A 26083-nucleotide genomic window follows, 5' to 3' on the forward strand; every position below is an offset into this window, starting at 1 on the left:
GATTAGATGGATATCTAACTGAAATTCACAGCATTATTACATTAAACTAATGGGCGGTTAGTTGAATAATAGGCCCCCAACTCTTGTGCCTGTTTATGCAATAGTTGCGTGCCTTACTGATTAAATTGCCCTTTTATATTCTAATCTAAAAGATTAATTCGGATGCAATAAGCTCCAAAACAATCGTCTCTCTTTCAATCGAAAAACCCATGGAAACCTCTTTATTCAATATTACCTGTCGATTATGCATAATGGCCTGATGTATGTCGATCCAAACGGCAGACATGCCATTATTTATCTCATAATCTTCGAGTTGGGCTTCTCCAAGCTGTTCATGAATGTTGCAAACATAGTAATAAGATAACATATGGATCAGATCATATTCAGGTTTGTAATGGGGACGATACTCTTCAATGTAGCCGAACTCGCTTATCACCTCAACCTGGGTAGCTTCCATTCTGCTTGGGGCTTCGGTCTTACTCTTTTAGTTGGTATAGGAGCAGCAAGAAATCGGTGGCCATTGATCAAGATGAAATAACGAACAAAATCCTCGATGCAACCGTTGAAATAGCACGAAACAAACCAACTTAAGTTATCTTGATTAATGTCAGCCATAAGGTTCACAGCTATCAATTTGCCCAGTTCTCATTGTAAATTAACTCCTCTGTACTGCATAGTTGATGCATTGATATACTAACGGGGAACGTACAGCGGCATTCTAGGATTTTGTGTCCTAAAATGCCGCTGTTTCTATATCCTTTTAGCTAACGCTGAAGATGAATGGAGGGAGGACCTATCAACCATATGGTTGAGCCTTCCAATGCTACAGAGCTCAGATATATATTGAAGGATGCGAATGCAAAAGGGTGCAGGTAATATTAGTTGGGCAACTGAACAATTAGTTAGCGAGCTGATTAAAAGAAAAGTAGGTAAGACGAAAGTTCCTGCATCAAAAGCTTGTTCTTTGCAAAAATGAAGAGGCTGGCAATTACTGCTCTCTATTTTGTAACCATTTAACCGTTCCAATGAGACCCAGGAGTCCGATTAAGAAAACCAATAAATAACTAGTACCCAACAAGGGAAATAAAGCGACTCCGCTTTCCTGCAAATGCAAAGCAGGTACAGACCAAGGCAGATAAGCTCCAATGGCGGTAGGCCCGAACACCAATGCCAACATTAAAGTTGTAAATGCAAAGCCGATCGGCACCAGATAACCACGCGATATACAGGCCAATAGGGCAAGAGGTGCACTTAATAACAGGTGGAGAGCACCAATGATAAGTATTAGGAACAAATAATGTTGTACAATCGCAAACGAAAAGCCAGGAAGTCCAATAGCAAAACCAAGTACTAAGGCATAAGCAAAGCTGATCAACATCATTATAAAACACCAAAATATAATTGCGACATATTTGGCAATCGCAATTTTACCACGCGATACAGGCAAAACGAGCAAATCCTTGAGCGTCCGATCAGAATACTCACGGCCAAATGTCCAGCTTGTTACCAATCCAAACCCCAGCAGCCCAAACACGGATGCATACAAAAACGCAGTCCGTTCAAAAAAAGAAGGCCAATCGGGCTGTCCCAAGAACAACGTGATGACAAACAATATAAACAGAAGCGTGCCCCATAAAACAAAGGATCGACGCAATTTGTAAACTTCAACGCCACAGGCTGTCAGCAATGGTCTCATTCCGTTTTCCCTCCTGGGCTCTGATCACTTTGAGAAAATAATGTTCCAAATTCTCTTCTTCAATGTTAAGCATCGTGAGTGGTACTTCATGCTGAGCAAGCAATTTCGCAATATGTTCGGGATGCTTCACGGCATGATCATCCGGTAGTGCAAGGCAGTTATTCGAAGTCGAATGTACCGCATACCCGGAGTCTGAAAGAATAGCTCGAGCCTTCTGAGCATCCTTCGTACCGATCATCAACTGCTTTCGGCGGATGGTTTCAAAGTCTTTTGTGGTCAGTTCTTCAAGCAATACGCCTTTGTGAATAATGCCGATTCGAGAAGCCATTTTGGACATTTCTTCAAGGATATGGCTCGATATAAACACGGTAACCCCTTGTTGAGAAGCCAGAGCTTTCAGCATCTCCCTTATCTCGACAATTCCGGCTGGGTCAAGTGCATTCGTTGGCTCATCAAGAATCAGAACGTCCGGCTTATGAATTAACGCTTTGGCCAATCCAAGTTTCTGCGCGTTACCAAGTGACAAATCTCTTACCTTACTATCCACATATTGGGTCAGATTCAATTGCTCCATAATTTCGTCAATTGCCTTCGGAACCGGTAATCCTCGCAACCTGGCTATCAAACTCAAGTTTTCCCTAACCGTAAAGTTAGGGTAGGCATAAGGAACTTCCACCATATAACCTACTCGTCTTGACAAATCGGGATTCCCATTCGCCCAGCGCTGACCAAACAAATACACTTCTCCGGAAGAAGGTTTACTCATTCCGAGAAGAGCTCGAATGGTTGTGGTTTTCCCTGCGCCATTCAAACCCAGGAATCCATAGATTTCTCCTTTCTTAACGGAAATCGAAACGCGATCTACAGTGACTTTATTCCCGTATAGCTTTGTCAGGTTAACGGTTCGAATAATTTCTTCCATAGAACCAATCCTTCCTGTATCGTCAATTTAAACTCAGTTCCTTAATAGTGCCAGCGGTCACTTGAAATGTTGTAAAAGATCGCCGTCGGCTTTTCCAAATCAGTTTTCGCGATAAATGGAATTCAAGTAATTCGAAATTGATGCGGTATCATCAATGGAGGTACGCAGTGCGATGTAACCGTCGGGACGAATCAATACGAGTTCTTTACTTGCTACATCGTAAATTCGATAGGCATTCCCTGCTGTGTCTATTATGCCTTCCGCCCCCTCCACGTTCGATGGCAGGATATAATGCACATGGAGTTCGTCGTAGGTGAAGTTCTCCAAAGAAAGATGATCTGTGCGGTTTACAAAAGCCAAAAGAGTCCAGTGTGGGCCGCGCAACAGGTCAAATACACTTCCTGCAAACCCTGTACCTTGCAGACCCTCGGCATTAGGAGCACGATCCCCGGGCAATGAACGGGTAACATTCGTTCGAGCAGACGGGCGGGTAATAGAACTTGACCGATAGGAAATGAGAAGCCCACTCGTCAAATCGTCGGATATGGTGCTCAAAGATTGGGACAACCCTCCGCCTTCAGTCGCCGTTCCTATGACACCTCCCATCTTCTTCGTGCTGTCCTCAAGCACGGCTTGAGCCACTGGGCGGCGCTCCTCATTGTACGTGTCGAGTAAGGCGGTGTCCGCTCCGCGTAAGACAGTCGCCAGCTTCCAGCCGAGGTTGTACGCGTCCTGCATCCCCGTATTCATGCCTTGACCACCGGCCGGCGAATGAACATGAGCAGCATCGCCGACAAGGAAGACCCGGCCGTTGCGGTAACATTCAACCATGCGAACGTTGACCCGGTAGATGGACAGCCAGGAAGCATCCGTGAGCCGAACACGTCCGGCCCCGGCCCGACGGTCTAACATGGCTTGATACGCCTCTAGCGATGGCTGCTCTGGTTCTTCAATGTCTGCCGGAATTGTAGCCTGCAGTTGCCAAATATCGGATTTCGGCAGCGGTGTCACCCCGACCATCCCTTCCGAAGATGTCCAGATATGGATATGGTCACGATCTAACCCTTCTAATCGTACATCGCCAAGATACCATCGCTCATGATCGTGTGTTTCCCCAACCAGCGGTAAGTGAATAAACTTGCGGATATTGCTTTTGCCCCCGTCAGCGCCGACGACATAACGAGCGCGAATTTGCTCTTCTCCTTGTGGTGAATTCACGGTTACCGTTACACCATCCACATCCTGAACAAGCCCTACAGCTTCCATGCCCAACCCAACTTGACCGCCAAGCACTGCATATCGGTCGCGCAATGCTTTTTCAACATCAAATTGAGCAATCCAGACCGGATCACGATAAGGTGTTTCAAGTTCGGCGCTGACCGCAACGGTAATAGCCGGCTTGTCCACACTCCTGCCATCTGCGGTATAGTAACGAACAGGCAAATCCACAACACCTGTGTCAATAATGTAGTGAACGGCTTCCAAATCATCAACAACCTCAAGCGAGCGGGGCTGGATTGCTTTGGCGCGAGAGGCCACATTATACAAGGTGCTTCGTTCAATAATACGATGGTCTACGTTTCGACGGGCAAGGTCGCAGGCAAGTGTAAGCCCTGTTGGTCCAGCTCCGACAATGAGAACATCAACAAAAGACTGCACGGTTTTCATGGATAAAATCCTCCTTAATCATTGATTGTGATATGTTGCATTGATTATACTACACCGTGCAGTGTAGTTTGTAAAGTGGAACTCATTTTTGATAGTATACCTGTAGGGGGGAAACATAAGGATGGATAATATGGACAACAAAAAAATCCGCAAAGGCTCTTCAGACAAACGAGCCAAAATTATTGCGGCAGCACGAGACCTGTTTCTTTCAGATGGGTTTGATCGTTCCAGCGTCGATGCAGTCGCAGCTAAAGCGGGAGTTTCCAAACGGACCGTTTATGATTATTATGGCGACAAACAGAACTTACTGCTTGCTGTTGTGGAAGAAACCAGTGAGGCGGTTCTAGACATGATAAAGCAAGGGATATCAGAATACCTCATGGAATTCGAGGATCTGGAGCAGTCGCTCATCTTGTTCTGCGAACAATTCGTAGCTTCTGCGAATGGCTCGGCGGATTACAGCGCTTTGATCCGTCTGGTTACAATGGAAGCCGCCAACCTGCCTGGCTCGTTTTTAGAAAAGCTGGATAACGCAACGGAAGAGGGGATTATCAGGAGGTTTACCGAGTTTGGACAAACCGGACTGCTCGATGTGCCCGATCCTGTAATGGCTACAAAGCACTTTTCTGCCTTAACGTTTTTGTTGGTATTTGATCAACCGATAAAAACAGGCAATTTGGAGGAGGAACAAACCAAACGTCTCATCACAGAAGGCGTACGCGTCTTTCTTTGCGCTTATGGAAAACACACTGTTTAAAACGAAAATCAGCCATCAAACTGATTGCGGTTTTGCTTAACGATAAAAGACTGGCATATATATATGTCGAGGGGCAAGAACATGGTACCAATGTTGATAAGAATCTTTATCTGTTTCATTAAGCTAACGGGCAGGTTAGTTTAATAAGAATTGCTATATTTGTCACCTACCATGTATTTATCTTGACAGTAATTGAGTCTGACTCGTAATATTTGAAGTGGAGATGTAGGAAAGGGGACTCGCCGGACAATGTGGACTTCCTTGTAATGGTTATCTAAACCGGATCGCTCGACTTGGTGTTTTGGTTATTACCACACGCCTCGTTTGTAATGCCGATCTGCAATCATTCAAGGGACGCGAGGAACCGTTTGAATCAAACCCGGGCGCGGATACTTGATGTATCCGTTTTTGTTATACCTAGGATAATTCCATCTCCAACGAAAAATGGATTTCTCCCTCCCTTATTAAACGGAGGAAATAAAATGAGCAAACTATATGGAAAAACGGCTATCGTGACAGGCACAAGCCGCCCTAAAGGGATTGGAACCGCCGTCTGCCGCACGTTGGCGCACGAAGGCGCTAATGTGTTCTATACCCATCTGTACGATTACGATAAGATAGAGAATCCGGGAGATGCCGACAAGAACTGGCCGGATCTCTTCGCCGAAGAACTTCGCTCCTATGGCATTAAGGCAGCGCATATGGAGGTCGATCTTACCGATCCCGCTTCTCCAGCGCGAGTGCTTGACGCGTGCCGGTCGGCTGTCGGGCTGCCGACCATTCTCGTTAACAACGCTACGTACAGCGTATCAGCTGATTTCCGTCAATTAAATGCATCACTGATCGATGCGCACTGCGCCATGAACATTCGAGGTACGTTCATGCTATCGGCCGAATTTGCGCGTATGCTGGAGGTTGAACTGGCCGGCCGTCAGATCCATTCCGGTGGCCGGATCATCAACCTGACGTCCGGTCAAGGCAAGGGGCCGATGCCTGGCAATCTCGCTTATGCCGCAACGAAAGGCGCCGTTTCCACCTTTACCGAATGTCTATCTGCTGAACTGGCTCCTTTTCACATTACTGTGAATGCAGTTGATCCCGGTCCTACCGATACGGGTTGGATGTCAGAAGAAGTGAAGAAAGCCTTGCTACCGGGATTTCCGATGGGCAGGATCGGTCTTCCTGAAGATGTATCCCGTCTGATTGCTTTTCTGGCAAGTGATGACTCCCAATGGATCACCGGACAAATCATCCATTCTAGAGGTGGGTTCTAATTAGGAAGACAGTTCATTAAACTCACGGGAAACAATAGTTCCATAAAACCAAAGGAGGCCGCCGATCAACAGGATCGGCGGCCTTATTCGACTATCATAAAATAAAAACGTGTCGTCTCCGCCTTTTAACGTCTTCGGAACGCTCCAGTGCGCGCCAGCGCATAGAAAATCAAGAGAGCAATGACTGACCCGACGATCGCGGGTATGATATGAAATCCACCCACTCCCGGCACGTCCCGTCCAATCAGATTTCCACTTAACCAGCCAATTAGCCCACCGACAATAAGTATCCAGATTAAATACACGAATTGGTCTCCCTTCAATTGACCTATTACAAGTTATGTTTGTTAGGGGGAATGATGCGGCTCATATGAGAATCGACCACGAAACCATTTCCATTTTAATCCAAGGATAGTAAAATCGGTTGTACCACTACTCGTATGAATGCTGGTGCAGATGGGATAAAGATGGCCAGTATAGAAAGGAGGCGCTTAGGTGTTCATGTTTCGAAGTCCTTTTATCGTAGCCGTGTTGACGATGTGTCTGATGTCAGGTTTGACTGCATGTTCTGAGTCAGAGCAAGCGGAAGATGGGCACGCTTCTACAAAGGCTAACTTCACGGAGCAGATACAGAGCCTTAATCTGAATACGGAAGAGCCGTCATGGAAGCTCGATACAACCCCCGTGAATCTAACGTGGTTCGTTGGAGCCAAATGGTACGGGCACACTTGGGGGGAGAGCCTAACTTCCAAATATGTCACCGAAAAAACAGGGGTTAATATCGAATTTGAAGTAGCCACTGGTGAACCAAGCGAAGTGTTATCACGGAGGTTGACGACCGGTAGTCTGCCGGATTTGATAACCATCGGCTCCTGGGAGAGTGCAGTTAACAAACTGAGGGATAGTAATCTCATCTATGCCCTGGATGAGCTCGCCAACCAGTATGATCCTTACTTTTTCAAGGTAGCAGGTGATGGTGCTCTACAGTGGTACCGGCAGGAAGACGGCCACACCTATGTCATTCCCAATGATGCATACAGTCCCGAACAGATGCGTTCAACCGGCTTGACGGGAGCGAACCAGACCTTTCTCGTACGCAAAGATCTGTATGAGTCAATGGGCAAACCGGACCTTAGCACACCGAAAGGTTTTCTGGATGCACTGCATTTGCTGAAGAATCAATATTCGGTTTATAAAGGCCAACTGATCAGTCCATTTTGGGCACAGGGGAATGCCTCCTATGGCATGACTGAGTATTTGCAAAATCTGCTGGCGATCCCCCATGAACAGAACGGTAAAGTATACGACCGAATGACAGATCCCGATTATATCGAGTGGCTGAAAACATTTCGTACCGCTTACGAGCATGGCCTGATTAATGTTGATTTTCTGGTCGACTCCAGTGCACAGGTGCAGGAAAAAACCAACCATGCCCAATATTTTATGATGATTCGGGAATGGACAGACATATCGGACCTTAATACAAAATTGGAAGCCCTTACAAATCAGGGTTCAACCTATATTGCTGTAGATGGACCCCGGAGCAGCAGGGGAGAATCCGCCAAACTGTTCCCCGGCAGCATGGATGGCTGGATGGTTACGATGATTAGCAGATCCACGAAAAACCCTGAACGTGCTATCCGATTTTTGACCTATCTGGCCAGCGAAGAAGGCCAAAGGGATTTATTTTTGGGCAAAGAAGGTGAAACCTGGACGATGGAGAACGGCAAACCGCAGTTGACGGCGGCAATGGTCCAGTTGTATGACACGGATCGGGAGCGGCTAGAAAAGGAATATGGCATAATGGATACCTACTGGATGCTGCGAAATCCTGCTTTCGTTAACCCGTGGAGACCAGAGCACACCCCATCCATTAAGCAAATGGAGGAGTTCGCCAACCAACAGGCCGACCTGGACAGCGGCATCTATAAGGGACTAGATCCTATAGGGGATTCCGATATAGCGTTAGCCTGGTCACGTATTTCTCAGAATTGGGAAGAAGTGCTGCCAGAACTGATTACAGCGAAGGATGAAGCTGCCTTTGACAAGATTTTTGAGAATTTTCTGATACGTCGTGTGAACTACGGCTTTAACCAGGTGATGGAATATCGCCAAGCTGAACTGGAACTGCGGAAAGCCAAGATAGCCAGGTAACCATTCCCTACATTGTTAACTATCAGCTAACTGGTAATATACGGTATAACAAAGGTGGTGAATACATCAGAATGAAATACCTGCTGACGAGATTGAGGAAGCTTTATCGTAATGCCCGTATATCCCAAAAGCTGTTTCTCGCATTTAGCCTGATGATTGTCATACCTGTTATTTTGATATCCTTTGTGTATATCCGCATGCAAGAAACCCAGCTATATAAGGACGCTATGGCGACAGGCAACAGCCACGTTACATGGCTGAATGAACAATTGCGCAGAAGAATGGACATGATTGAGAACGCTTCCAATACAGCCCTCACTCAAAAGTCATTTGTGGATTTTATTCATTCCAATATGCTTGTGGATGGACTGCGTCTGGTGAAGTTTAAGCAAAACCAGTTTGAGCAAATGCTCAATATCATTCAAAGTAATGCGATGATCAGTGAGCTTAGCTTTTACGTCGATAACCCAAACTTGTACGAAATCTGGCCTGAAATCTATCATTACAAGAAATTTTCACCGCAGGATTATTGGGTAAAACTTCGGGATGAAGGCGGTGCGGCTTACCGTTTATTTTCTTTTAGGGATGGTGAACACACCTTATCCTACTATCGTCTGGTTCGCCTTCAAGGGCAGGAACAAAAACGCCCTAGCATTATGGAAGTGCGCGTTCCCCACAGCATGTTTTTCAGCGACCTGCTACAAGAGAACAAGGGGGACTTCTTTTCGGTATTGATGAACGCAAGCGATTCTCCCCAATATGTTTACAATCCGCAGCATGAATTTTCGGAGAAGTACGGGCTGGGGCTGGAGGAGATCCTCGGCAGTATCCATCGTCAGATCGAAATATCGCCGCAGGAAAGCCCGCTTCAGGTCAGGGTGGGAGATCAGAGTTATTATATATTGTATCGATACATCGCTCCGTTGAACACTTATGTGGTCGATATTGTTTCCCATCAGGCATTGATGAAAGGGCCGCGCAGTTGGTATGCATTTGTGGTAACGATTACATTATGTGTATTGCTGCTGATTATGTTACTCGTATCCCAAACGACGCGGCGTATTTTCCGGCGGTTGGACAGCGTACTGATATCCATGCGTCAGGTACGGAAAGGCGAGCTGGATGCAATGATTGATACAGGCCTTGATGCGAACGAAAGAGGAGATGAAATTGATGAGGTGGCGGTGAATTACAATAAAATGTTACATGAAGTCAAACGCCTGATGACACAGGTTGTGGATAAGCAGTTAATTGCCAAAAACGCACAGTTGCACTCCCTGCATTCGCAGATTAATTCCCATTTTTTATATAATGCGCTGGAATCCATTCGAATGGTGGCTGAGGTACAGAGACAGCCTGCTATAGCCAAATCATTGGTGTCGCTCGGCTCCCAGCTACGTTACAGCATGCAGTGGCGCAGCGATACTGTTGCTTTACGTGACGAGCTTGCCAACATCCAAAGTTATATTGAATTTATCAACTTTATGGAAGGCGGCAGTATCGTTATAACGGCGGATCTTCCTCAGGAGATCCTTCGCTACGCCATTCCCAAGATGTGTATGCAACCCATCGTTGAAAATGCAATTCATCACGGGGCACCTTCAGGCGACAGGTTATCTATAGAGATCACCTTTTCAGTGGAGAATGACAGCCTGCTTTTCATTAACATAAGAGATGACGGAGAGGGGTTAGAGCCTGAGATGTTACACCGTCTTCAGGCAGTACTGCGGAGCGAATCGGATACGCCGATGGTTACCCGCAGGAGCGGACTTGGTTTGGAAAACGTGAATAAGCGGTTGCAGCTTCATTATGGCAAGGATTGCGGTCTTTGGATTGATAGTGTACAAGGTGAATATACCTGTGTAACGATACGCTTGCCTTGGAAAAATGAAAATCTTGGAGGGTGGTAGAGCATGATTAATATTCTGATTGTGGACGATCAAAAACACATTCGTGATGGCCTGCAGGCCATGCTGCATCAATTTCCTCTGGAGCTGAACAACATATACTGTGCCGCGAGCGGGATTGAGGCGCTGTGCCTATTGCGGCAGCATTGCATTCACATCGTTATTACCGATATTATGATGTCGGATATGGATGGGTTGGAACTCATGGCTCAAACCAAAGAGGAATATATGGATGTGGAATACCTCATTATCAGCGGTTATAGTGATTTTACATATGCCCAAAAAGCGATCGGACTTGGGGCAAAGGGTTACTTGCTAAAACCTTTGAAGCGAGAGGATCTGCAAGGTTCCCTGGAGCGTGTATGGCAAGAGATCCAGACACGACAGGCACTTACGCATAATATGCAGCATGTATCCCGTCTCGCCCAAGAGACCGAGAGTAAGGAATTAAGAATGTTTATGCAAGGTGCGTTAAGTGATGACGCATGGATTCTTCAGATTGAGGAACAAAATGATGCATTATGGCGTAATTATCGCCTAGCCCTGCTGAGGGAAGATGTTGGCATTAAGCAGCCCGGAGCCAGCAGCGTCCATAGCATGGAAGCCATTGCTTATCGTGTGTTTGGCAGACAAGGTTGTATTTGCCTGCAACATCGTCCATACCTGATCCTTGCGGTGGATGCGTCCATAGATCCAAGTGTTTTTTCTGCAGCACTCAAGGAAGGAAAGATCGATGCCATAACGGCCATGACTAACCCGATTCAGGGGTTGAAAGAACTACCACACAGCTATAACCAAGTGCTTGAGCTCTATCGCCACAGTTACCTGTTTCCTGATCAGTATAGTATCTTCCCAGCACATATTGAGCATATGGAGCAGCAGTGGCAACTTCCCTATGAAGACTTATATGAACTCTTCCAGTCAATCGGAACAGATAACAGTGGAATAATGACACAGGCTATTTCTGCACTATTTCACAAAAAGGTATTGCAACGCTATCCTGTTCGCTATACCCAGCAGCTCTGCGCCGCCACCGTTCAGATGATGGAGGAATACGAACGAGTTATCCGCCCTTATATGGGGGAGGAAGCGCTGGACCTTGAATCATTGCGTAATCTCTTTGATTATCCTGGGATGCGTGATTATATACAAGCACTGCAACAGCAGCTGCTTCGGCTGAATCAGTTCTATTATGACTATAAATGCAGCTATCGCCATTCGAACGATCTTAATGAAGCCATTCGTTATATTCATGAGAGTTACCACAAACCGCTGGATCTTGCGATGGTATCCAATCATGTATCGCTTAATTATGCTTATTTTTCAAATCTGTTTAAGAAGAATATGGGTAAAGGTTTTGCTGAATACCTACGGGATGTACGTCTGGACAAAGCGCGGCGGCTTCTCGCCGAAACTGATCATAAAATTGTTGAGGTGGCTGCTATGGTTGGATATGAAAGCTATAAAAGCTTTACACGTGCGTTCCGACATGTGATGCAGATCCAACCCACAGAGTACCGACAGATGATGCGGCAGAAGGCAGATTGAATCAAAAGCCAAAAAAATGGGATACCACAAAAACAATTGTACCTTTTCAGCAAATTAACCTATTCGATAGAATAAAGATATCCCTCATGTAAGCGTGTACCTTAATACGCATGGATTGGGAGAAGCTATTATTCTATTAAAGGAGGGCAATTATGAATCCATCTCACTTTAGGGAGAAACGGTTTATGAAAAAGGTACTCGGTATGTTGCTTGTGGTTGTGATGCTGGCTAGTATTGGCATACTTCCGGCTTCAAAGGTTCAGGCAGCGGGAACTACTGTAACCTCAATGGAGTACTTCTCACCAGCAGACGGGCCTATTATTTCAAAATCAGGGGTTGGAAAGGCCAGCTACGGATTTGTTATGCCTAAGTTCAATGGAGGCTCCGCGACATGGAATGATGTTTACAGTGATGTAGGCGTTAATGTAAAAGTGGGCAACAACTGGGTTGATATCGACCAGGCAGGCGGATATATCTATAACCAAAACTGGGGGCACTGGAGCGATGGCGGCTTCCATGGCTATTGGTTCACCCTTTCCGCAACAACCGAGATACAACTGTACTCCAAAGCGAATGGTGTGAAACTGGAGTATCAACTTGTATTCCAAAACATCAACAAAACAACCATCACAGCGATGAATGCAACACAAGGTCCACAGATCACAGCAAGCTTCACAGGCGGTGCAGGCTTTACATATCCAACGTTCAACAACAATCCTGCGGTCACTTATGAAGCTGTTGCGGATGATTTGAAGGTCTATGTCAAACCTGTAAACAGCAGCACTTGGATTGATATTGACAATAACGCAGCCAGCGGCTGGATCTACGATCAAAATTTTGGCCAATTCACGGATGGCGGAGGCGGATACTGGTTTAACGTAACGGAGTCGATCAATGTCAAATTGGAATCCAAGACTTCTTCGGCTAATCTCGTTTATACCATTACGTTTAATGAACCTACAAGAAATTCATATATCATTACGCCATACGAAGGAACAACGTTCACAGCAGATGCCAATGGTTCTATCGGGGTTCCACTTCCAAAAATTGATGGGGGAGCACCAATCGCCAAGGAACTGGGTAATTTTGTATACCAAATTAACATCAATGGGCAATGGGTGGACTTGAGTAACTCCAGCCAGAGCAAATTTGCATACTCTGGTAATGGGTACAACAATATGTCCGATGCTAATCAGTGGGGATACTGGTCCGATTACGTCTATGGCCTTTGGTTCCAGCCAATCCAGGAGAATATGCAGATTCGTATCGGCTATCCGCTGAACGGACAGGCGGGTGGGAATATTGGCAACAACTTCGTTAACTATACCTTTATCGGCAATCCAAATGCTCCGCGTCCGGATGTATCCGATCAAGAGGATATCTCAATCGGAACACCAACCAACCCGGCTATCGCGGGCATGAACCTCATCTGGCAGGATGAGTTTAATGGAACTACGCTGGATACAAGTAAATGGAACTATGAAACAGGATATTATCTCAACAACGATCCCGGTACATGGGGATGGGGTAATGCAGAGCTGCAGCACTACACAAACAGTACTCAAAATGTATATGTACAGGACGGAAAGCTGAATATCAAAGCCATGAACGACAGTAAATCTTTCCCGCAAGACCCAAATCGGTATGCACAGTATTCTTCTGGAAAGATTAACACCAAGGATAAACTCTCCTTGAAGTACGGCAGAGTCGATTTTCGTGCCAAGCTTCCTACCGGTGATGGTATATGGCCAGCGCTGTGGATGCTTCCACAAGACTCGGTATATGGTACTTGGGCTGCATCAGGTGAAATTGATGTTATGGAAGCGAGAGGCCGTCTGCCTGGATCGGTAAGCGGTACTATTCACTTTGGTGGACAATGGCCCGCGAACCAGTATTCGGGCGGCGATTATCACTTCCCGGCAGGGCAAACGTTTGCCAATGATTATCATGTATACTCGGTAGTCTGGGAAGAGGACAACATTAAATGGTATGTAGACGGCAAGTTTTTCTATAAAGTCACTAACGAGCAGTGGTATTCCGCAGCTGCACCGAATAATCCGAATGCACCTTTTGATGAGCCGTTCTACCTCATTATGAACTTGGCAGTCGGCGGAAACTTTGACGGCGGCCGTACCCCGAACGCCTCCGATATCCCGGCGACGATGCAAGTGGATTATGTACGCGTGTATAAAGAACAGTAATTTGCGATTTCCGGATACAGCAAATGAAGATCAGATGGAACAGATGCTGGCCAAACCGGAGAAACTGAAATCTCATACTCTAAAATACGCTTAAGACCGATTCCCATTATTTCTATCTGGGAATCGGTCTTTTATATTTAGACTTAATCATTTAGTTCATCAACTGCATCTCTTGTCGAAGGACAAGAACATAGGTAAGTACTGGTTAACCCAAATCCAATCAGTCAGGTTATTAATTTTGAGAGAAATAACCATCTAAGGAATAAGTGATTTTGCTCAGCTTGACAGGCATCCAGTGTAAGTGACGATCTATACTTTTGTGCTAAGTGACAACAAGTGTTTTAGATTGTCATCATAAATTGATTATCAGCACTTTTGATTCCACGACCAGCAAAATGACCCCAGAGCGATTGTATTGGTTTAAAAGTAGCATTAGAAATACGCTCCGCTTCATATTGATTAAAGTTCCTCTCTGTAAAACGCATGCGACAACCCCCATCCCGCATAGACCCGTCCAACGGCGCGCATGTCTGCTGAAGTTAATTGGTTTAGTTTAGTTTAGTTGAGTCGAAGCCGACTGCAGATAGCAGGGAAGCTTTTAGACCATCCAGCACCACATATGTCTGAGGCCATGGCTTGGCGATGGCTCCGAAAGCTAATTGTAAAATTACCAAGAAGAGGGACTTCAAAATGTAGTCCCTCTTCGACTTTAAATCATTTCAGAAACGACGCCCAACTGTCTAACTGAACCTCATTTTTTTCATCGAACGCAAAATCCCGGTCAATAATGAACGGCAAAAAAATATATATGTATTACCAAAAACGGTTGAATTGATTGAAGACTTTTAAAGAAGAGGATGCCCGTTATTAGATAGCCTAAAGCTAAAAGGAATGTTTACCTTGCAAAGAAGTTTAAACTAACGGGAAACAATAGTTCCATAAAAACCAAAGGACAAGAACATAGCATGATTACTGATTGGCCGAGAAGAGTTTCACCACAGGGATCGAAGGATGTATTATTTATTATTGAAAGATTAGATGTCGAACTTACTCTTACAGTGTCGGGGTTTTGATTGGTATAGAGCATGGTTGAACAACAATCTAGAGACTTTTCTAAAAAATGTCCCTTTACGAACTACCTCGTTTGTTATACATATATAAACATCATCACGAATACCTGGGAGGTGCCTTAAAGAAACATGTGGAGCATGTGAAGGCTTTACTTGATTTCCAAGGAGATTTAACTAGTGAGAGCACGAAAAAAGGAATGAATGAAGCGAAGGAAAAGGGGAATTAGCAAAACAACGCTGTATCGATACCTCGATAAGTAATTAAAGCCTGATTTTTCTTCACCACGAATGAAGAGAAATCAGGCTTTAGTATTACTATTGGTTTGCATTAGAATACGATCAACTAACTTTCAGAAGACATAGCAATGGCTTTTGTTCCATGCACTGTCCCATAAGGAAGCTCAGGCGGCGCATAGATCACGTACACTTTAAGAGGTATACTGCCTGTGTTGGTGATATTATGCCATTTTCCAGCAGGCACCATAACAGCATAGTCCTCACAGGTCATCGTTTGAAAATTCAATTTTTCTTTCTCGTCTCCCATTTGCACAAAGTTTCCCTGACCTTCTTCAATACGTATGAACTGATCGTCTTTGCGGCTTGATCAATATTGATTACAAGTGGTTGTTGTCCATGATCTCTTATCTCTATATTTCCACCAGGGTGACTAAGGTTCATATTTCCATGGCAAGGGGAGGGCCCGTGTCCGTTGTTATTTCGGATGTTAGGCATTGGATTATGCCATTGATTTTGATGTGATAATTTATGGTACATATTTGGAGGAGTATCCAAAGGAACCGTTCTTTTTACTCAAGGAGATAACCCTACAGCTTGCTATTTCATCTTGAAAGGCTGTGTAAGGCAGTATTCGATTGATGAGGATGGCAGAGAGGCCACGTCTAATCTTTATACTGAAGAGCAAGCCATCGCGATCTTCAATCATCATAAACCAGATAAGTCTTCCGATTACACTTTTGTATGCGTAGAAGATTCGGTTATGGTGGTGAGCGATCTGGATAAGGAAATGGACATGGACATGAAACATTCTCAATTGGAATCCATAACTCGCAGAATGATGGATGAGAATTTTGGCCAGGTTCAGAATGAATTTGCTGCTTTTATTGCTTCTTCGGCTAAAGAACGCGTCAAGACACTCTTAAATAAATGCCGCTCTCTTATCTATCATCAAAGGTTTACTTAAAAGAGGCTCTTGCAACGTGACTTGCAATCAATCCTTTCTTGGAGTTCCTCAGTCTACAGTGTCAGTCACTTGCATAAACTTCGTTGGTGCGGAATTATTGACACTGAGAGGAATGGCCTAGAAGTTGGTTATTATGTGACAAGCAAAAAAATGAAAAAACTCCTTATAGTATTTGAGTAAACGAATCCAACCAGCTTAGTGGTTGGATTTTTTTATGAATTTTACTTCTCTTAACATACAAAGTTTAAAAGGGATATAGGTCAATTTCTGTTTTCCAGAGGTTTGGAGCGACATCAAATGATTGAGTAATGGAGGTTGACAAAAACGAAGACTCTTTGTAATATACCCATAGGGGTATACGTAACATATAAAACGTAACATATAAAAACCCACTGAAATAATTGTAAACCGCAAGCCGAAAGGAAGACTTATTTTTAGACGCTCTGTACTAAGGCTTGTCTTGTTCATAACAAAATTTGAGGAGGTTTCTGCAGTGGCCGAAATTAAAGTAGATCAGATAATCGATTGCAAAGGGCTTGCATGTCCAATGCCCATCGTAAGAACGAAAAAAGTGATGGATCAGCTGGAGGCTGGTCAAGTTATTGAAGTACAGGCTACAGATAAAGGGTCTCTGGCGGATATTCAAGGATGGGCCAAAAATACCGGACATTTTTATCTTGGTACAGTAGAGGAAGGCGATGTCCTCAAGCATTATGTCCGTAAAGCAAGTGCTGCTGAAACAAGAGAAGAGAAGAAGCATCCACATGCCATTTCCAATGAAGAATTGGAGAAAAAACTTGCTGATAACAAAAAGTTTACCGTACTGGATGTACGTGAACCTGCCGAATATGCTTTTAACCGAATTGCTGGTGCTATTTCTATTCCGCTGGGTGAACTCGAAGGGCGGATCCAAGAGCTTAAACAGGAAGAAGATATTTATGTCGTATGCCGTACAGGCAGCCGCAGTGACCTTGCTTGTCAACTGCTTACTGAAAAAGGATTTAAACAAGTCAAAAATGTAGAACCGGGCATGACTAGTTGGACGGGTCCAACAGAAAAATAAAAACCAACAAAAAACGGAGGTATAACAATGAGTACTAAAGTAGCTATTATTGCAAGCAATGGTGGAATGTTCGATGCATATAAAGTGTTTAATATCGCAACAGCTTCGGCAGCGACTGAAGCAGAGGTTGCCATTTTCTTTACTTTTGAAGGCTTGAATCTGATTCATAAGCAAGCTCATCACCAATTGCCGCTGCCTGCAGGGGCTGAACATTTTGCTGAAGGGTTCAAAAATGCAAATGTTCCATCAATCCCACAGCTGGTAGAAATGGCTCAGGAGATGGGTGTCAAGATTATTGCTTGTCAGATGACGATGGATGTTATGAACCTAACAAAAGAGGACTTTATCGAAGGGATTGAAGTAGGCGGAGCTGTCACTTTTCTGGATTTCGCGAAGGATGCCAACGTTACATTGACTTTCTAAATGAGGGGAGAAACAGAGAAATGGAAATAAAAGCGATGATGGCCAAGGAACTTGCTCGTATCGTCTTGGCTAAAGAAGAAATTTTTATCCTTGATGTTCGTAATGAAACGGACTTTAACGATTGGAAGGTTGAAGGCCATAGTGTAGAAATCATTAACATTCCTTATTTTGATCTCTTAGACGGTGTAGATGCTGCACTCGACAAGATTCCTGATGGGAAGAAGTTGCTTGTTGTCTGTGCGAAAGAGGGGTCCTCCAAATTTGTAGCAGAGCAAATCGTTGAGGCTGGCAGAAGCAACGTGCATTACCTTGAAGGCGGTATGAAATCATGGAGTGAGCATCTGGAGCCTGTAAAAATTGGAGAATTAAAGGACGGGGGGGCTTTGTATCAGTTCGTGCGGATTGGAAAGGGCTGCTTGTCTTATATGGTTTTATCAGGCGGGGAAGCAGCAGTTATTGACACGCTTCGTATGACAGAAGTGTTCGAACGGTTTGCGGGAGAACAAGGTGCACAGATTAAACACACGCTGGATACGCACCTACATGCCGATCATATTTCAGGCGGCCGTAAATTGGCAGATCAAACTGGAGCCACTTATTGGTTGCCACCTAAAGATGCGACTGAAGTTACTTTCAATTATGAAAAACTGGAAGAAGGTCGTGATATCAAGGTAGGATCCACAACGATCCGTATTCAGCCAATTTACTCTCCTGGACACACGATCGGGAGCACATCATTTATTGTAGATGACCAGTACCTGTTGACCGGAGACATCCTGTTTATTGAATCGATCGGTCGTCCTGATTTGGCGGGCCTTGCGGAAGATTGGGTAGGTGATCTTCGAGATACGCTTTATAAACGCTACACAGAATTGTCTCAAGATCTGGTCGTATTACCTGCTCACTTCGGAAAGGTGACGGAACTCGGTGAAGACGGTCGAGTGATGGCGAAACTCTCTGACTTGTATCAAAAAAACCCTGGTCTAAACATTCCTGAAGAGGATGAATTCCGGCGTACAGTGACTGAGAACCTTCCACCTCAGCCGAATGCGTACCAAGAAATCCGGCAGACGAACATGGGGAAAATTACACCCGACGAAGATGAGCAGCGCGAGATGGAAATCGGTCCTAACCGCTGTGCCGTGCATGACCATTAAAAGGAGGAAAAATGATGATGAATACAGACCTGGTAGTAGATACGAAAGGACTGGCATGTCCCATGCCAATTGTAAAAGCAAAGAAAGCGCTGGACGGTCTCGAATCGGGACAAATCATGGAAGTACTTTCAACGGATAAAGGCTCCGTTAATGACTTTCAAGCATGGGTTAAACAAACAAATCATGAGTTGATTTCCTATGAGGAAGACAACGGTATTTATAAGTTTTTTGTTAAAAAGATCTAAATGAAAATAAAGCGAAGATCTAAATGAAAATAAAGCGAACACCTAACAGTGTGTTCGCTTATTTCAAACCCCTGGAAGTATAGATATCCTCAACCAAGAAAGGAGGGGACCTGTGGATATTTTGTTATGGATAATTATGATCATCCTTGGCTTAATCGGATCTTTCTTTTCAGGATTGCTTGGAATAGGTGGAGCCATCATTAACTATCCGTTGCTGTTGTATGTTCCACCACTATTCGGTGCAGCGCATTTCTCAGCACATGAGGTATCTTCGATCAGTATGTTTCAAGTTTTTTTTGCCTCTCTTGCAGGGGTTTTGGCATTTCAGAAAAGAAGTGAAGGAAAAATAGGGCAATCAGTCTTTCATAAAGGACTAGTTATTTATATGGGTATCAGCATTTTGGCGGGAAGCCTTATCGGAGGATATATATCGGGGATGCTTCCAGGAGACGTCATTAACTTGATCTATGGCATCCTTGCTGTGTTAGCAGTTATTCTGATGCTGATACCTCGTAAAGGCTCGGATGAATACAAAGAAAACATTCAATTTAATAGAGTCATTGCGGTAGTCTCTGCTCTTATAGTCGGGATTGTATCCGGGATTGTGGGTGCAGGGGGCGCTTTTATTCTGATTCCCATTATGCTCACACTTCTCAAGATTCCAACCCGTACGACCATTGCTTCTTCACTTGCGATCGTCTTTATTTCAGCCATCGGCGGGGTTATCGGAAAGCTTACTGGTGGACATATTCCTTTATGGCCAACTTTATTCACGGTGGTCGGAAGTCTGATCGGTGCTCCCCTGGGGTCTAAAGTCAGTTCCAAAATCAATGTTAAGGTACTTCGTTATGGACTTGTTGTGCTTATTTCCCTTACAGCCGTCAAGGTTTGGTCAACTATCCTATAAAGCATATAAGAACTTAAACATAAAGAGATATATGTAATTCATGAAATAGAAAGTGGGTATTATTACTTTATGACTGATAAATCAACAATCGTACTGTTTAGTGGTGAACTAGATAAAGCAATTGCAGCATTTATTATTGCTAATGGAGCAGCTGCCTATGATCACGAAGTAACTATATTTTTTACCTTCTGGGGACTGAATGCTCTTCGAAAGGATGAAGCTATCAAGACAAATAAAGGTGTTTTGGAAAAGGCTTTTGGATGGATGATGCCACGGGGTGTAAATAAACTTGGGCTGTCCAAAATGAATTTTGGCGGTCTTGGTCCGCAGATGATTAAACATGTGATGAAAAAGCATACTGCTTTATCTCTGACTCAGTTGATTTAGCTGGCACAGGAGCAGGGTGTGAAGCTGGTTGCTTGTAACCATGACCATGGACCTTTTGGGTTTGAAACAAGAAGAGCTGATCGATGGATTGAAATATGCTGGAGTTGCTGCTTACTTGGGTGATGCAACAAACGGTAAGGTAAACTTATTCATTTAAAAGGTGTAAGCTAACATGTTTTGCTCTATAATATACCTATACAGGTATGTTATGAAGGAGAGTGGACTATATATGGAATACAACTATACAGATAGCTTAAAAACACGTTTGCGGAGAATTGAAGGCCAGGTTCGTGGTGTACTTCGATTAATGGAAGAAGGTAAACCTTGCAAAGAGGTTGTTGCCCAGTTGTCTGCCGTACGTAATGCCTCTGACAGAGCTCTTGCGCAAATCGTTGCAGAAAATCTTCAACAGTGCATTATGGCCGAACAGGAGGCTGGCAATAAGGATACAGGTAAATTGGTTAAAGAAGCCGTAGAGCTTCTTGTGAAAAGCCGGTAGTTAAATCACTATGGAATAAATCATCTATGGAGGGAATTAACACATGTCATTTAAGGAAATAGCACCTCAAGAGGTAGCAGAACGTCTTAACAAAGGTGAAACTTTGATCATGCTGGATGTCCGGGAACCGGAAGAATGGATGGAAGGACACGTAGCAGGTGCTAATCACATTCCCCTTGGCGAACTGGACTCGAGACATGAAGAGTTAGACCCTGCACAAGAAATTATTGTTATATGCCGCAGTGGAAATCGCAGCGGAAAGGCATGTGAGCTGCTTTATGAAAAAGGGTTCAAGGTTATCAATATGACAGGTGGGCTCAATGCCTGGACAGACAAATTGGTTCGTAATTAATATAGAAGATAGTTAGAATGCTTCGCTTCGGAAGCATCAGCCCAGACTATAAGAGAACTGGTATGCGAATCCTTATATCTATCTATAGATTGCTTTACTATGATCTATAGATTTTTTTATTTATGATCTATTTTGTAATGACTAAAATATTATTTTTGAGGAGAGCTTGAGAATAATCATTTTTAGTTTTATAATACCTATAGGGGTATATGTAATCAATCAAGAACAATCACTGTGTACGTAAAAGTGAATAGCCATATTTTTATGTATACAAATAGGAGAGGAGAGGATTACTTATGGCATTTAAAATTCCAAAAGAAATTACCCCGCAAGAAGTAGCTAAACAGCTGAAACAAGGTAAGGATTTTATGATGCTTGATGTTCGTGAATCTGCAGAATGGGTAGAAGGACATGTAAAGGGAGCTGTTCATATTCCGTTAGGACAATTAATGCAACGATACATTGAACTTGATGAATCTCAGGAGGTCATTATCATGTGCCGAAGTGGAAACCGGAGCGGTCTTGCATGTGAGCTTCTTCATGAGAAAGGATATAAGGTTGTAAACATGACAGGCGGTCTGAGCGAATGGTCGGATTCAAATAAATTAGTGCGATGATGTCTATATGAATAATATAAAGAGGGTGTCATGAATGACTCTGGTTTATATAGCAACTGGAATGCTAGTCGTATGGTTACTGGTTCAGCTGTGGCCGGTATCTTCACTTACTTATGTCGACATGGAAGAGTGGGATCCATCTCATGAACGTTGGTCCAATGTGAAAATACTCGATGTCAGGGACTCCAGTGAGTATTGGGAGAACCACATTCCAGGCTCGATTAATATATCTATTGGTCGTTTGCCATGGCAAAAGGAATTGTCGCGCCATGATGAAGTCATTATTTTCTCAAGTACTTGGCTTAAGAGAAAAAAAGCATCCAGAATTCTTGCACGACGAGGATTCCGTCAGCTCTATATGGTGAAAGGATGTTGTTTGTCAACAAAAGGAAAGGGAGAGTCCAGTGAGCATAAATATTGTTATTAATGTTGCAGTTATTATTTTGATTGTATGGTTTCTCTACACCCGGGTGAAGCCGGTCAAAGGTGTGAAGAACCTGAAACCTGATGATTTTAGGAATGAAATGAAGAATAACAGCAAACGTATCCTCGTTGATGTCCGTGAACCTGGAGAGTACAAAAGAGGCTTCATTAAGGGGGCGATTAATATTCCTCTGTCTCAGCTGAAGCATCGTCTGGCCGAAATTCCTAAAGATAACACGGTTCTTTTGTATTGCCAGAGCGGTATGCGCAGCAAAAATGCAGCTAAAGTATTAAGTAGAAGTGGATACTCTAGTATTGCTCACCTCCATGGAGGTGTAAGCGTGTGGGGCGATAAGCTGATTCAAAAATAAAAAGACGGCTTTTTAATCGGATCGCCATAGGGTAAGGATAACGATCTTCAATGATAAATCAAACGAAGATTGTCACACGTTAATTCAAGTCTATATTTGGACAGGCTTCCGGGAACGGCTATAATTTTTTTTGGAGTTCAATCTGAGGACAGCTCGCCGTTTTATGGACTGGTCCAAAATTGTTCAATGTGTTCAAATGATCATTTTTGATCTGCCCGTTGCACGAGCCATTCTTTTTTCAGTAATGCATATTGAAACGTATTTTCGTATTTGGGAGTTTTGTCTTTTTATTAACCCCACCTAATCCTTGGATGTTCAGATGCCATAACCATGATAGCTCCCACTGTTTTATACTGAAAATCCACAACCAACTGAGGTTGTGGATTTTCGCGTTGAAGTGATATTAGCTTTTTTGATTCCAGGGGGTCCCGGGAAGGATGACAGCTTAAAATAGTAGGTCTAAAGGATTGTGTTTTTGTTAACATAGGCACAATAACCCATTACTTTTTGTGGAAAAGCGAGTAAGATAAGAATGATTTCAACAACAAGGCTTTTAACAACAGGAGGAGAACATGAGAAGAAATAGCACATTTTTATGGGTAGTTTGTTTGTCGTTGTCGTTATTATTTTGGCTACCCCCCGTAAGTTCGGTCGATGCGAGCGCCGAAGATAGGACAATTGACTCGATTACACTGAAGGAAACGCCTATCTCTATTGGTGAAGGGTGGACTGTCGACACAAGCTATAGTTCTAACGCACCGTACGCATTGACAAAGGGAAAGAACGAATACATAGCCGTAGGTGCCTACGGATCGGTGATGAAATCAAAGGACGGAAATACTTGGAAAGCTCTATCAAAATTCGGAGGATATCATTTAACCGCTATTGATTGGGATGGATCCAAATATGTGATGTTTGGTTCTAATACGGAATATTCCTTTACTCTTTACGAGAAACCTTCCGAAGGATTTATTTCAACAGATGGGTTGACGTGGACGAAGATCGATTTTAACCCTGACGAAACGATCCATCAGTTGATTTGGGGGAATGGTGGCTTTGTCGCCTTGGGGGAAAAGCATATATTCACGTCGGTAGATGGGGAAAACTGGACAACCTCGCGTTCATTGTATAACGAGTATGGGGCGAACGCTCTGAAGTATATGAATGGGACTTACTTTATAACCAGCATCTATGATAATAAATACGTGCTTGTTTCGAAAGATGGGCAGAATTGGTCCTCGAAAAAATACAACGAGTCTGCAGCTATTCGGGACATGGCCTGGACGGGAAAACAATACATCGGGGTCGGTAACGGCATTTATACGTCCGCTGACGGGTTCACATGGAAGAAGCAATCCAAATCCCCGAGCGGCGCAGAACTATCGACCATTGTATACGGCCACAACAAGTATATTGTTACAGGGGCAACCAATCAAAAATCAGGTGTTAATAAAAATATCGCTTATACATCAAAAGATGGCGTGAATTGGAAGAAAACAGACCTTTCATATCTTTATACCAATATCTATATGATTTATCCGGTGGCTAACGGATTTGCCGGGATTGGATCAAACGATCGGCAGGACGCACCCGACAGCACATATTCAATATATACGAAGGACGGTACTGCGTGGAGTTACCGAATAGTCGGCTCTCATACAGGAGGCGAGCTAAGCGGTCTTGCCACAAACGGGAAAAGGACCGTGGCAGTTGGCATGAATGGTACCGTCATATTTACCGATAATGGTACTACTTGGCGTAGCAGCAACCCGTTCGCCTACCGGGAAAAGTTGGGTAGACCGAATTTGTACAATGTGGTTTGGGGTGCGAATAAATTTGTTGCTGCGGGCCACAACGGGATTTACTATTCGGGAGATGGGTATACCTGGAAAAAAGCAAGCGTACCTTTCAAAGACCAATACGGCCAATTGCAAAAGATCTTATGGACAGGCAAATTTTTTGTCGCTTCGGATCAATCTTATGGTACCTATACGTCTAAAGATGGTCTTAAATGGACCCGGATCCCTAACGTCAGCGGCAATTGGTTGACCTCGATGATTTGGGACGGCAAACGGCTGCTCGCCACCTTCCGCGTGCACAACTTCAATACTGGAGTTGGTACGACGAAACTCATGCAGACCACGGATGGCGTTCATTGGAAGCTGGTAAAGACAATGGATTTGGATCAAGCTCATCTGGCATGGAATGGCAGTTCCTATGTTGCGGCAGATCAAAGTAACTCTTCGAAGACATGGGTGTCGAAGGATGGGGTGAACTGGACGAAGAAAAAGACGACGTTTACGAAAGGCGATTATACCGGATTCGACTTCCTGACATCTTTTGACGGAAACTTTTTTGCTATGACTACGAGCTATGGGGAAATCGACGGCTCCAACACGTATTATCTGTCCAAAGACGGAGTGCAGTGGAAAGAGACTACTGTTCCTCCAAAAAATCAAGGTTTAAATAGTGTTGGTATACAAAGGATGAAGGACGCCATTAAGATGTACGGAAAATATATATTTGTTGGCGGATATGGAGAAATTATGTATGCAAACGAACTGTAGCCTTTTCGTCATAACAGTTCCGCTCCAACCTCTTTTTTTTCATTATAAACAAAACACCCTAGAGATTTTACGTTTTTAGATACGTATTTTTCTGGGGTGGTAAGAATTATATTGTGGGTTCTTGAAAAATTAGTCACTCAAACTAGTGAAAATTTCTTCGGTGCATGGTTTGATATAGCAGGGAAGGGATGTGAAGAGATCAGTGTTCCACCTTGGAAAGAAGTCATTAAAATGAGAGGCGGCAGCAGCAGCAGATGTCGCGGGACAAGAACATTGTGTCATTTCCGATTAGGTATTTATATGAATAGTTTCAGGATGGGGTTAATGTGACGGAGATAAAAGCAGGTTTATATAAGTGTTTGCTAAAATAATGATTTTTGTATCAGGAACCAGCTATTTTTTGATATAAGGAAGAACGCCGTAGGGTGTTAAAAAGGTCAAGAACATGGTAAAGAACCATGAGGATATAAGGCAAGATATAATAAGTAAATCACGAAGAAGACCTTGATGGATACTAGAGCTTTTCAAGATCTTCTTTTTTATCTCCGTTCTTGACAGATGACAAGAACTTGATTACACGAACGATTAGATTACAATCTAACTGTGCTACTTCATTAAGGTAACGGGAAATGATAACTCAATGCACCAAGAAAGCAGCTGATCAATGTGTTCGG

22 protein-coding genes and 5 pseudogenes are annotated in these 26083 nt (G+C 43.8%); 20 read left to right on the forward strand and 7 right to left on the reverse strand.

Annotated features, from left to right (window positions below; all coding sequences use genetic code 11):
• Positions 1–145: 145 nt before the first annotated feature.
• The 4 genes from ABTV53_RS15380 to ABTV53_RS15395 form a co-directional block, all read right to left on the reverse strand.
• Positions 146–457, reverse strand: coding sequence for a hypothetical protein (locus ABTV53_RS15380; protein ID WP_433743789.1), 312 nt, complete (start codon positions 455–457; stop codon positions 146–148).
• A gap of 531 nt (positions 458–988) precedes the next feature.
• A complete protein-coding gene (locus ABTV53_RS15385; RefSeq protein ID WP_433743792.1) occupies positions 989–1696 on the reverse strand; it encodes an ABC transporter permease in 708 nt (235 codons plus the stop codon).
• Positions 1665–2618 (reverse strand): ABC transporter ATP-binding protein, encoded by a 954-nt coding sequence (locus ABTV53_RS15390; protein WP_433743795.1) that lies wholly within the window; start codon positions 2616–2618, stop codon positions 1665–1667. Before ABTV53_RS15390 ends, ABTV53_RS15385 begins: the two co-directional genes overlap by 32 nt.
• A 99-nt stretch (positions 2619–2717) precedes the next feature.
• Entirely contained in the window at positions 2718–4286 is a 1569-nt protein-coding gene (locus ABTV53_RS15395) for an FAD-dependent monooxygenase (RefSeq protein WP_433743798.1), read from the reverse strand.
• A gap of 121 nt (positions 4287–4407) precedes the next feature.
• Here ABTV53_RS15395 and ABTV53_RS15400 point away from each other — a divergent pair, with 121 nt between their 5' ends.
• Both ABTV53_RS15400 and ABTV53_RS15405 read left to right on the forward strand, forming a co-directional pair.
• Entirely contained in the window at positions 4408–5043 is a 636-nt protein-coding gene (locus tag ABTV53_RS15400; RefSeq protein WP_433743801.1) for a TetR/AcrR family transcriptional regulator, read from the forward strand.
• A gap of 482 nt (positions 5044–5525) precedes the next feature.
• Positions 5526–6317, forward strand: a complete 792-nt coding sequence (locus tag ABTV53_RS15405) for an SDR family oxidoreductase (protein ID WP_433743804.1) — start codon at positions 5526–5528, stop codon at positions 6315–6317.
• Positions 6318–6442: 125 nt separating this feature from the next.
• On the opposite strand, the gene ABTV53_RS15410 is transcribed toward ABTV53_RS15405, so the two are convergent.
• Entirely contained in the window at positions 6443–6622 is a 180-nt protein-coding gene (locus ABTV53_RS15410; protein WP_433743807.1) for a hypothetical protein, read from the reverse strand.
• A 196-nt stretch (positions 6623–6818) separates the two neighbouring features.
• On the opposite strand from ABTV53_RS15410, the gene ABTV53_RS15415 reads away from it, so the two are divergent.
• From ABTV53_RS15415 to ABTV53_RS15430, 4 genes are all read left to right on the forward strand, one after another.
• The gene (locus ABTV53_RS15415; RefSeq protein ID WP_433743809.1) at positions 6819–8471 is read left to right on the forward strand and encodes an extracellular solute-binding protein; all 1653 of its coding nucleotides are present in this window, start codon (positions 6819–6821) and stop codon (positions 8469–8471) included.
• A 71-nt stretch (positions 8472–8542) separates the two neighbouring features.
• Positions 8543–10381, forward strand: a complete 1839-nt coding sequence (locus tag ABTV53_RS15420) for a sensor histidine kinase (protein ID WP_433743812.1) — start codon at positions 8543–8545, stop codon at positions 10379–10381.
• Positions 10382–10384: 3 nt separating this feature from the next.
• A complete protein-coding gene (locus tag ABTV53_RS15425) occupies positions 10385–11926 on the forward strand; it encodes a response regulator transcription factor (RefSeq protein WP_433743815.1) in 1542 nt (513 codons plus the stop codon).
• A gap of 152 nt (positions 11927–12078) precedes the next feature.
• Complete coding sequence (locus tag ABTV53_RS15430) at positions 12079–14127, forward strand: glycoside hydrolase family 16 protein (protein WP_433743818.1); 2049 nt, start codon at positions 12079–12081, stop codon at positions 14125–14127.
• A gap of 309 nt (positions 14128–14436) precedes the next feature.
• Here ABTV53_RS15430 and ABTV53_RS15435 read toward each other — a convergent pair.
• A pseudogene (locus ABTV53_RS15435) lies at positions 14437–14780 on the reverse strand (hypothetical protein); the annotation flags it as partial.
• A 106-nt stretch (positions 14781–14886) separates the two neighbouring features.
• Here ABTV53_RS15435 and ABTV53_RS15440 point away from each other — a divergent pair.
• A pseudogene (locus ABTV53_RS15440) lies at positions 14887–14973 on the forward strand (MarR family transcriptional regulator); the annotation flags it as partial.
• A 567-nt stretch (positions 14974–15540) separates the two neighbouring features.
• Here ABTV53_RS15440 and ABTV53_RS15445 read toward each other — a convergent pair.
• A pseudogene (locus tag ABTV53_RS15445) lies at positions 15541–15971 on the reverse strand (cupin domain-containing protein).
• Between ABTV53_RS15445 and ABTV53_RS15450 the strand changes: the two are divergent.
• From ABTV53_RS15450 to ABTV53_RS15510, 13 genes and pseudogenes are all read left to right on the forward strand, one after another.
• Positions 15970–16377 (forward strand): annotated as a pseudogene (locus ABTV53_RS15450) (Crp/Fnr family transcriptional regulator); the annotation flags it as partial. The pseudogenes ABTV53_RS15445 and ABTV53_RS15450 sit on opposite strands and share 2 nt — an antisense overlap.
• A 514-nt stretch (positions 16378–16891) precedes the next feature.
• Positions 16892–17461 carry a sulfurtransferase TusA family protein gene (locus ABTV53_RS15455; protein ID WP_433743821.1) on the forward strand — a complete coding sequence of 190 codons (570 nt, stop codon included), beginning with the start codon at positions 16892–16894 and terminating at the stop codon, positions 17459–17461.
• A gap of 27 nt (positions 17462–17488) precedes the next feature.
• Positions 17489–17884 carry a DsrE/DsrF/DrsH-like family protein gene (locus ABTV53_RS15460; protein WP_110822062.1) on the forward strand — a complete coding sequence of 132 codons (396 nt, stop codon included), beginning with the start codon at positions 17489–17491 and terminating at the stop codon, positions 17882–17884.
• 20 nt (positions 17885–17904) lie between these two features.
• Positions 17905–19041, forward strand: a complete 1137-nt coding sequence (locus tag ABTV53_RS15465) for an MBL fold metallo-hydrolase (RefSeq protein WP_433743824.1) — start codon at positions 17905–17907, stop codon at positions 19039–19041.
• Between the two features lie 17 nt (positions 19042–19058).
• The gene (locus ABTV53_RS15470; RefSeq protein WP_433754232.1) at positions 19059–19286 is read left to right on the forward strand and encodes a sulfurtransferase TusA family protein; all 228 of its coding nucleotides are present in this window, start codon (positions 19059–19061) and stop codon (positions 19284–19286) included.
• Positions 19287–19398: 112 nt separating this feature from the next.
• Positions 19399–20193: a sulfite exporter TauE/SafE family protein gene (locus tag ABTV53_RS15475; protein WP_433743827.1), complete on the forward strand. Its 795-nt coding sequence runs from the start codon at positions 19399–19401 to the stop codon at positions 20191–20193.
• Positions 20194–20262: 69 nt separating this feature from the next.
• A pseudogene (locus ABTV53_RS15480) lies at positions 20263–20737 on the forward strand (DsrE/DsrF/DrsH-like family protein).
• Positions 20738–20809: 72 nt separating this feature from the next.
• A complete protein-coding gene (locus tag ABTV53_RS15485) occupies positions 20810–21079 on the forward strand; it encodes a metal-sensitive transcriptional regulator (RefSeq protein ID WP_110822066.1) in 270 nt (89 codons plus the stop codon).
• 43 nt (positions 21080–21122) lie between these two features.
• A complete protein-coding gene (locus ABTV53_RS15490) occupies positions 21123–21431 on the forward strand; it encodes a rhodanese-like domain-containing protein (protein WP_433743830.1) in 309 nt (102 codons plus the stop codon).
• Positions 21432–21727: 296 nt separating this feature from the next.
• The gene (locus ABTV53_RS15495; RefSeq protein ID WP_433743833.1) at positions 21728–22048 is read left to right on the forward strand and encodes a rhodanese-like domain-containing protein; all 321 of its coding nucleotides are present in this window, start codon (positions 21728–21730) and stop codon (positions 22046–22048) included.
• Between the two features lie 34 nt (positions 22049–22082).
• Entirely contained in the window at positions 22083–22475 is a 393-nt protein-coding gene (locus ABTV53_RS15500) for a rhodanese-like domain-containing protein (protein ID WP_433743836.1), read from the forward strand.
• A complete protein-coding gene (locus ABTV53_RS15505) occupies positions 22453–22842 on the forward strand; it encodes a rhodanese-like domain-containing protein (protein ID WP_433743839.1) in 390 nt (129 codons plus the stop codon). The genes ABTV53_RS15500 and ABTV53_RS15505 overlap by 23 nt, the downstream gene beginning before the upstream one ends.
• A 572-nt stretch (positions 22843–23414) precedes the next feature.
• Positions 23415–25409: a WD40/YVTN/BNR-like repeat-containing protein gene (locus ABTV53_RS15510; protein ID WP_433743842.1), complete on the forward strand. Its 1995-nt coding sequence runs from the start codon at positions 23415–23417 to the stop codon at positions 25407–25409.
• Positions 25410–26083 lie beyond the last annotated feature (674 nt).

Source organism: Paenibacillus amylolyticus (genome assembly GCF_050990605.1).
Classification (GTDB): Bacteria; Bacillota; Bacilli; order Paenibacillales; family Paenibacillaceae; genus Paenibacillus; species Paenibacillus amylolyticus_H.

Excerpts from the sequence above, each read along its gene's own strand:
- ABTV53_RS15485 (WP_110822066.1), top strand. The coding sequence starts at position 20,810 with ATGGAATACAACTATACAGATAGCTTAAAAACACGTTTGCGGAGAATT.
- ABTV53_RS15420 (WP_433743812.1), top strand. The coding sequence starts at position 8,543 with ATGAAATACCTGCTGACGAGATTGAGGAAGCTTTATCGTAATGCCCGT.
- ABTV53_RS15460 (WP_110822062.1), top strand. The coding sequence starts at position 17,489 with ATGAGTACTAAAGTAGCTATTATTGCAAGCAATGGTGGAATGTTCGAT.
- ABTV53_RS15425 (WP_433743815.1), top strand. The coding sequence starts at position 10,385 with ATGATTAATATTCTGATTGTGGACGATCAAAAACACATTCGTGATGGC.
- ABTV53_RS15380 (WP_433743789.1), bottom strand. The coding sequence starts at position 457 with ATGGAAGCTACCCAGGTTGAGGTGATAAGCGAGTTCGGCTACATTGAA.
- ABTV53_RS15470 (WP_433754232.1), top strand. The coding sequence starts at position 19,059 with ATGAATACAGACCTGGTAGTAGATACGAAAGGACTGGCATGTCCCATG.
- ABTV53_RS15500 (WP_433743836.1), top strand. The coding sequence starts at position 22,083 with ATGACTCTGGTTTATATAGCAACTGGAATGCTAGTCGTATGGTTACTG.
- ABTV53_RS15385 (WP_433743792.1), bottom strand. The coding sequence starts at position 1,696 with ATGAGACCATTGCTGACAGCCTGTGGCGTTGAAGTTTACAAATTGCGT.
- ABTV53_RS15465 (WP_433743824.1), top strand. The coding sequence starts at position 17,905 with ATGGAAATAAAAGCGATGATGGCCAAGGAACTTGCTCGTATCGTCTTG.
- ABTV53_RS15395 (WP_433743798.1), bottom strand. The coding sequence starts at position 4,286 with ATGAAAACCGTGCAGTCTTTTGTTGATGTTCTCATTGTCGGAGCTGGA.
- ABTV53_RS15510 (WP_433743842.1), top strand. The coding sequence starts at position 23,415 with ATGAGAAGAAATAGCACATTTTTATGGGTAGTTTGTTTGTCGTTGTCG.
- ABTV53_RS15495 (WP_433743833.1), top strand. The coding sequence starts at position 21,728 with ATGGCATTTAAAATTCCAAAAGAAATTACCCCGCAAGAAGTAGCTAAA.
- ABTV53_RS15400 (WP_433743801.1), top strand. The coding sequence starts at position 4,408 with ATGGATAATATGGACAACAAAAAAATCCGCAAAGGCTCTTCAGACAAA.
- ABTV53_RS15405 (WP_433743804.1), top strand. The coding sequence starts at position 5,526 with ATGAGCAAACTATATGGAAAAACGGCTATCGTGACAGGCACAAGCCGC.
- ABTV53_RS15415 (WP_433743809.1), top strand. The coding sequence starts at position 6,819 with ATGTTTCGAAGTCCTTTTATCGTAGCCGTGTTGACGATGTGTCTGATG.
- ABTV53_RS15390 (WP_433743795.1), bottom strand. The coding sequence starts at position 2,618 with ATGGAAGAAATTATTCGAACCGTTAACCTGACAAAGCTATACGGGAAT.
- ABTV53_RS15490 (WP_433743830.1), top strand. The coding sequence starts at position 21,123 with ATGTCATTTAAGGAAATAGCACCTCAAGAGGTAGCAGAACGTCTTAAC.
- ABTV53_RS15430 (WP_433743818.1), top strand. The coding sequence starts at position 12,079 with ATGAATCCATCTCACTTTAGGGAGAAACGGTTTATGAAAAAGGTACTC.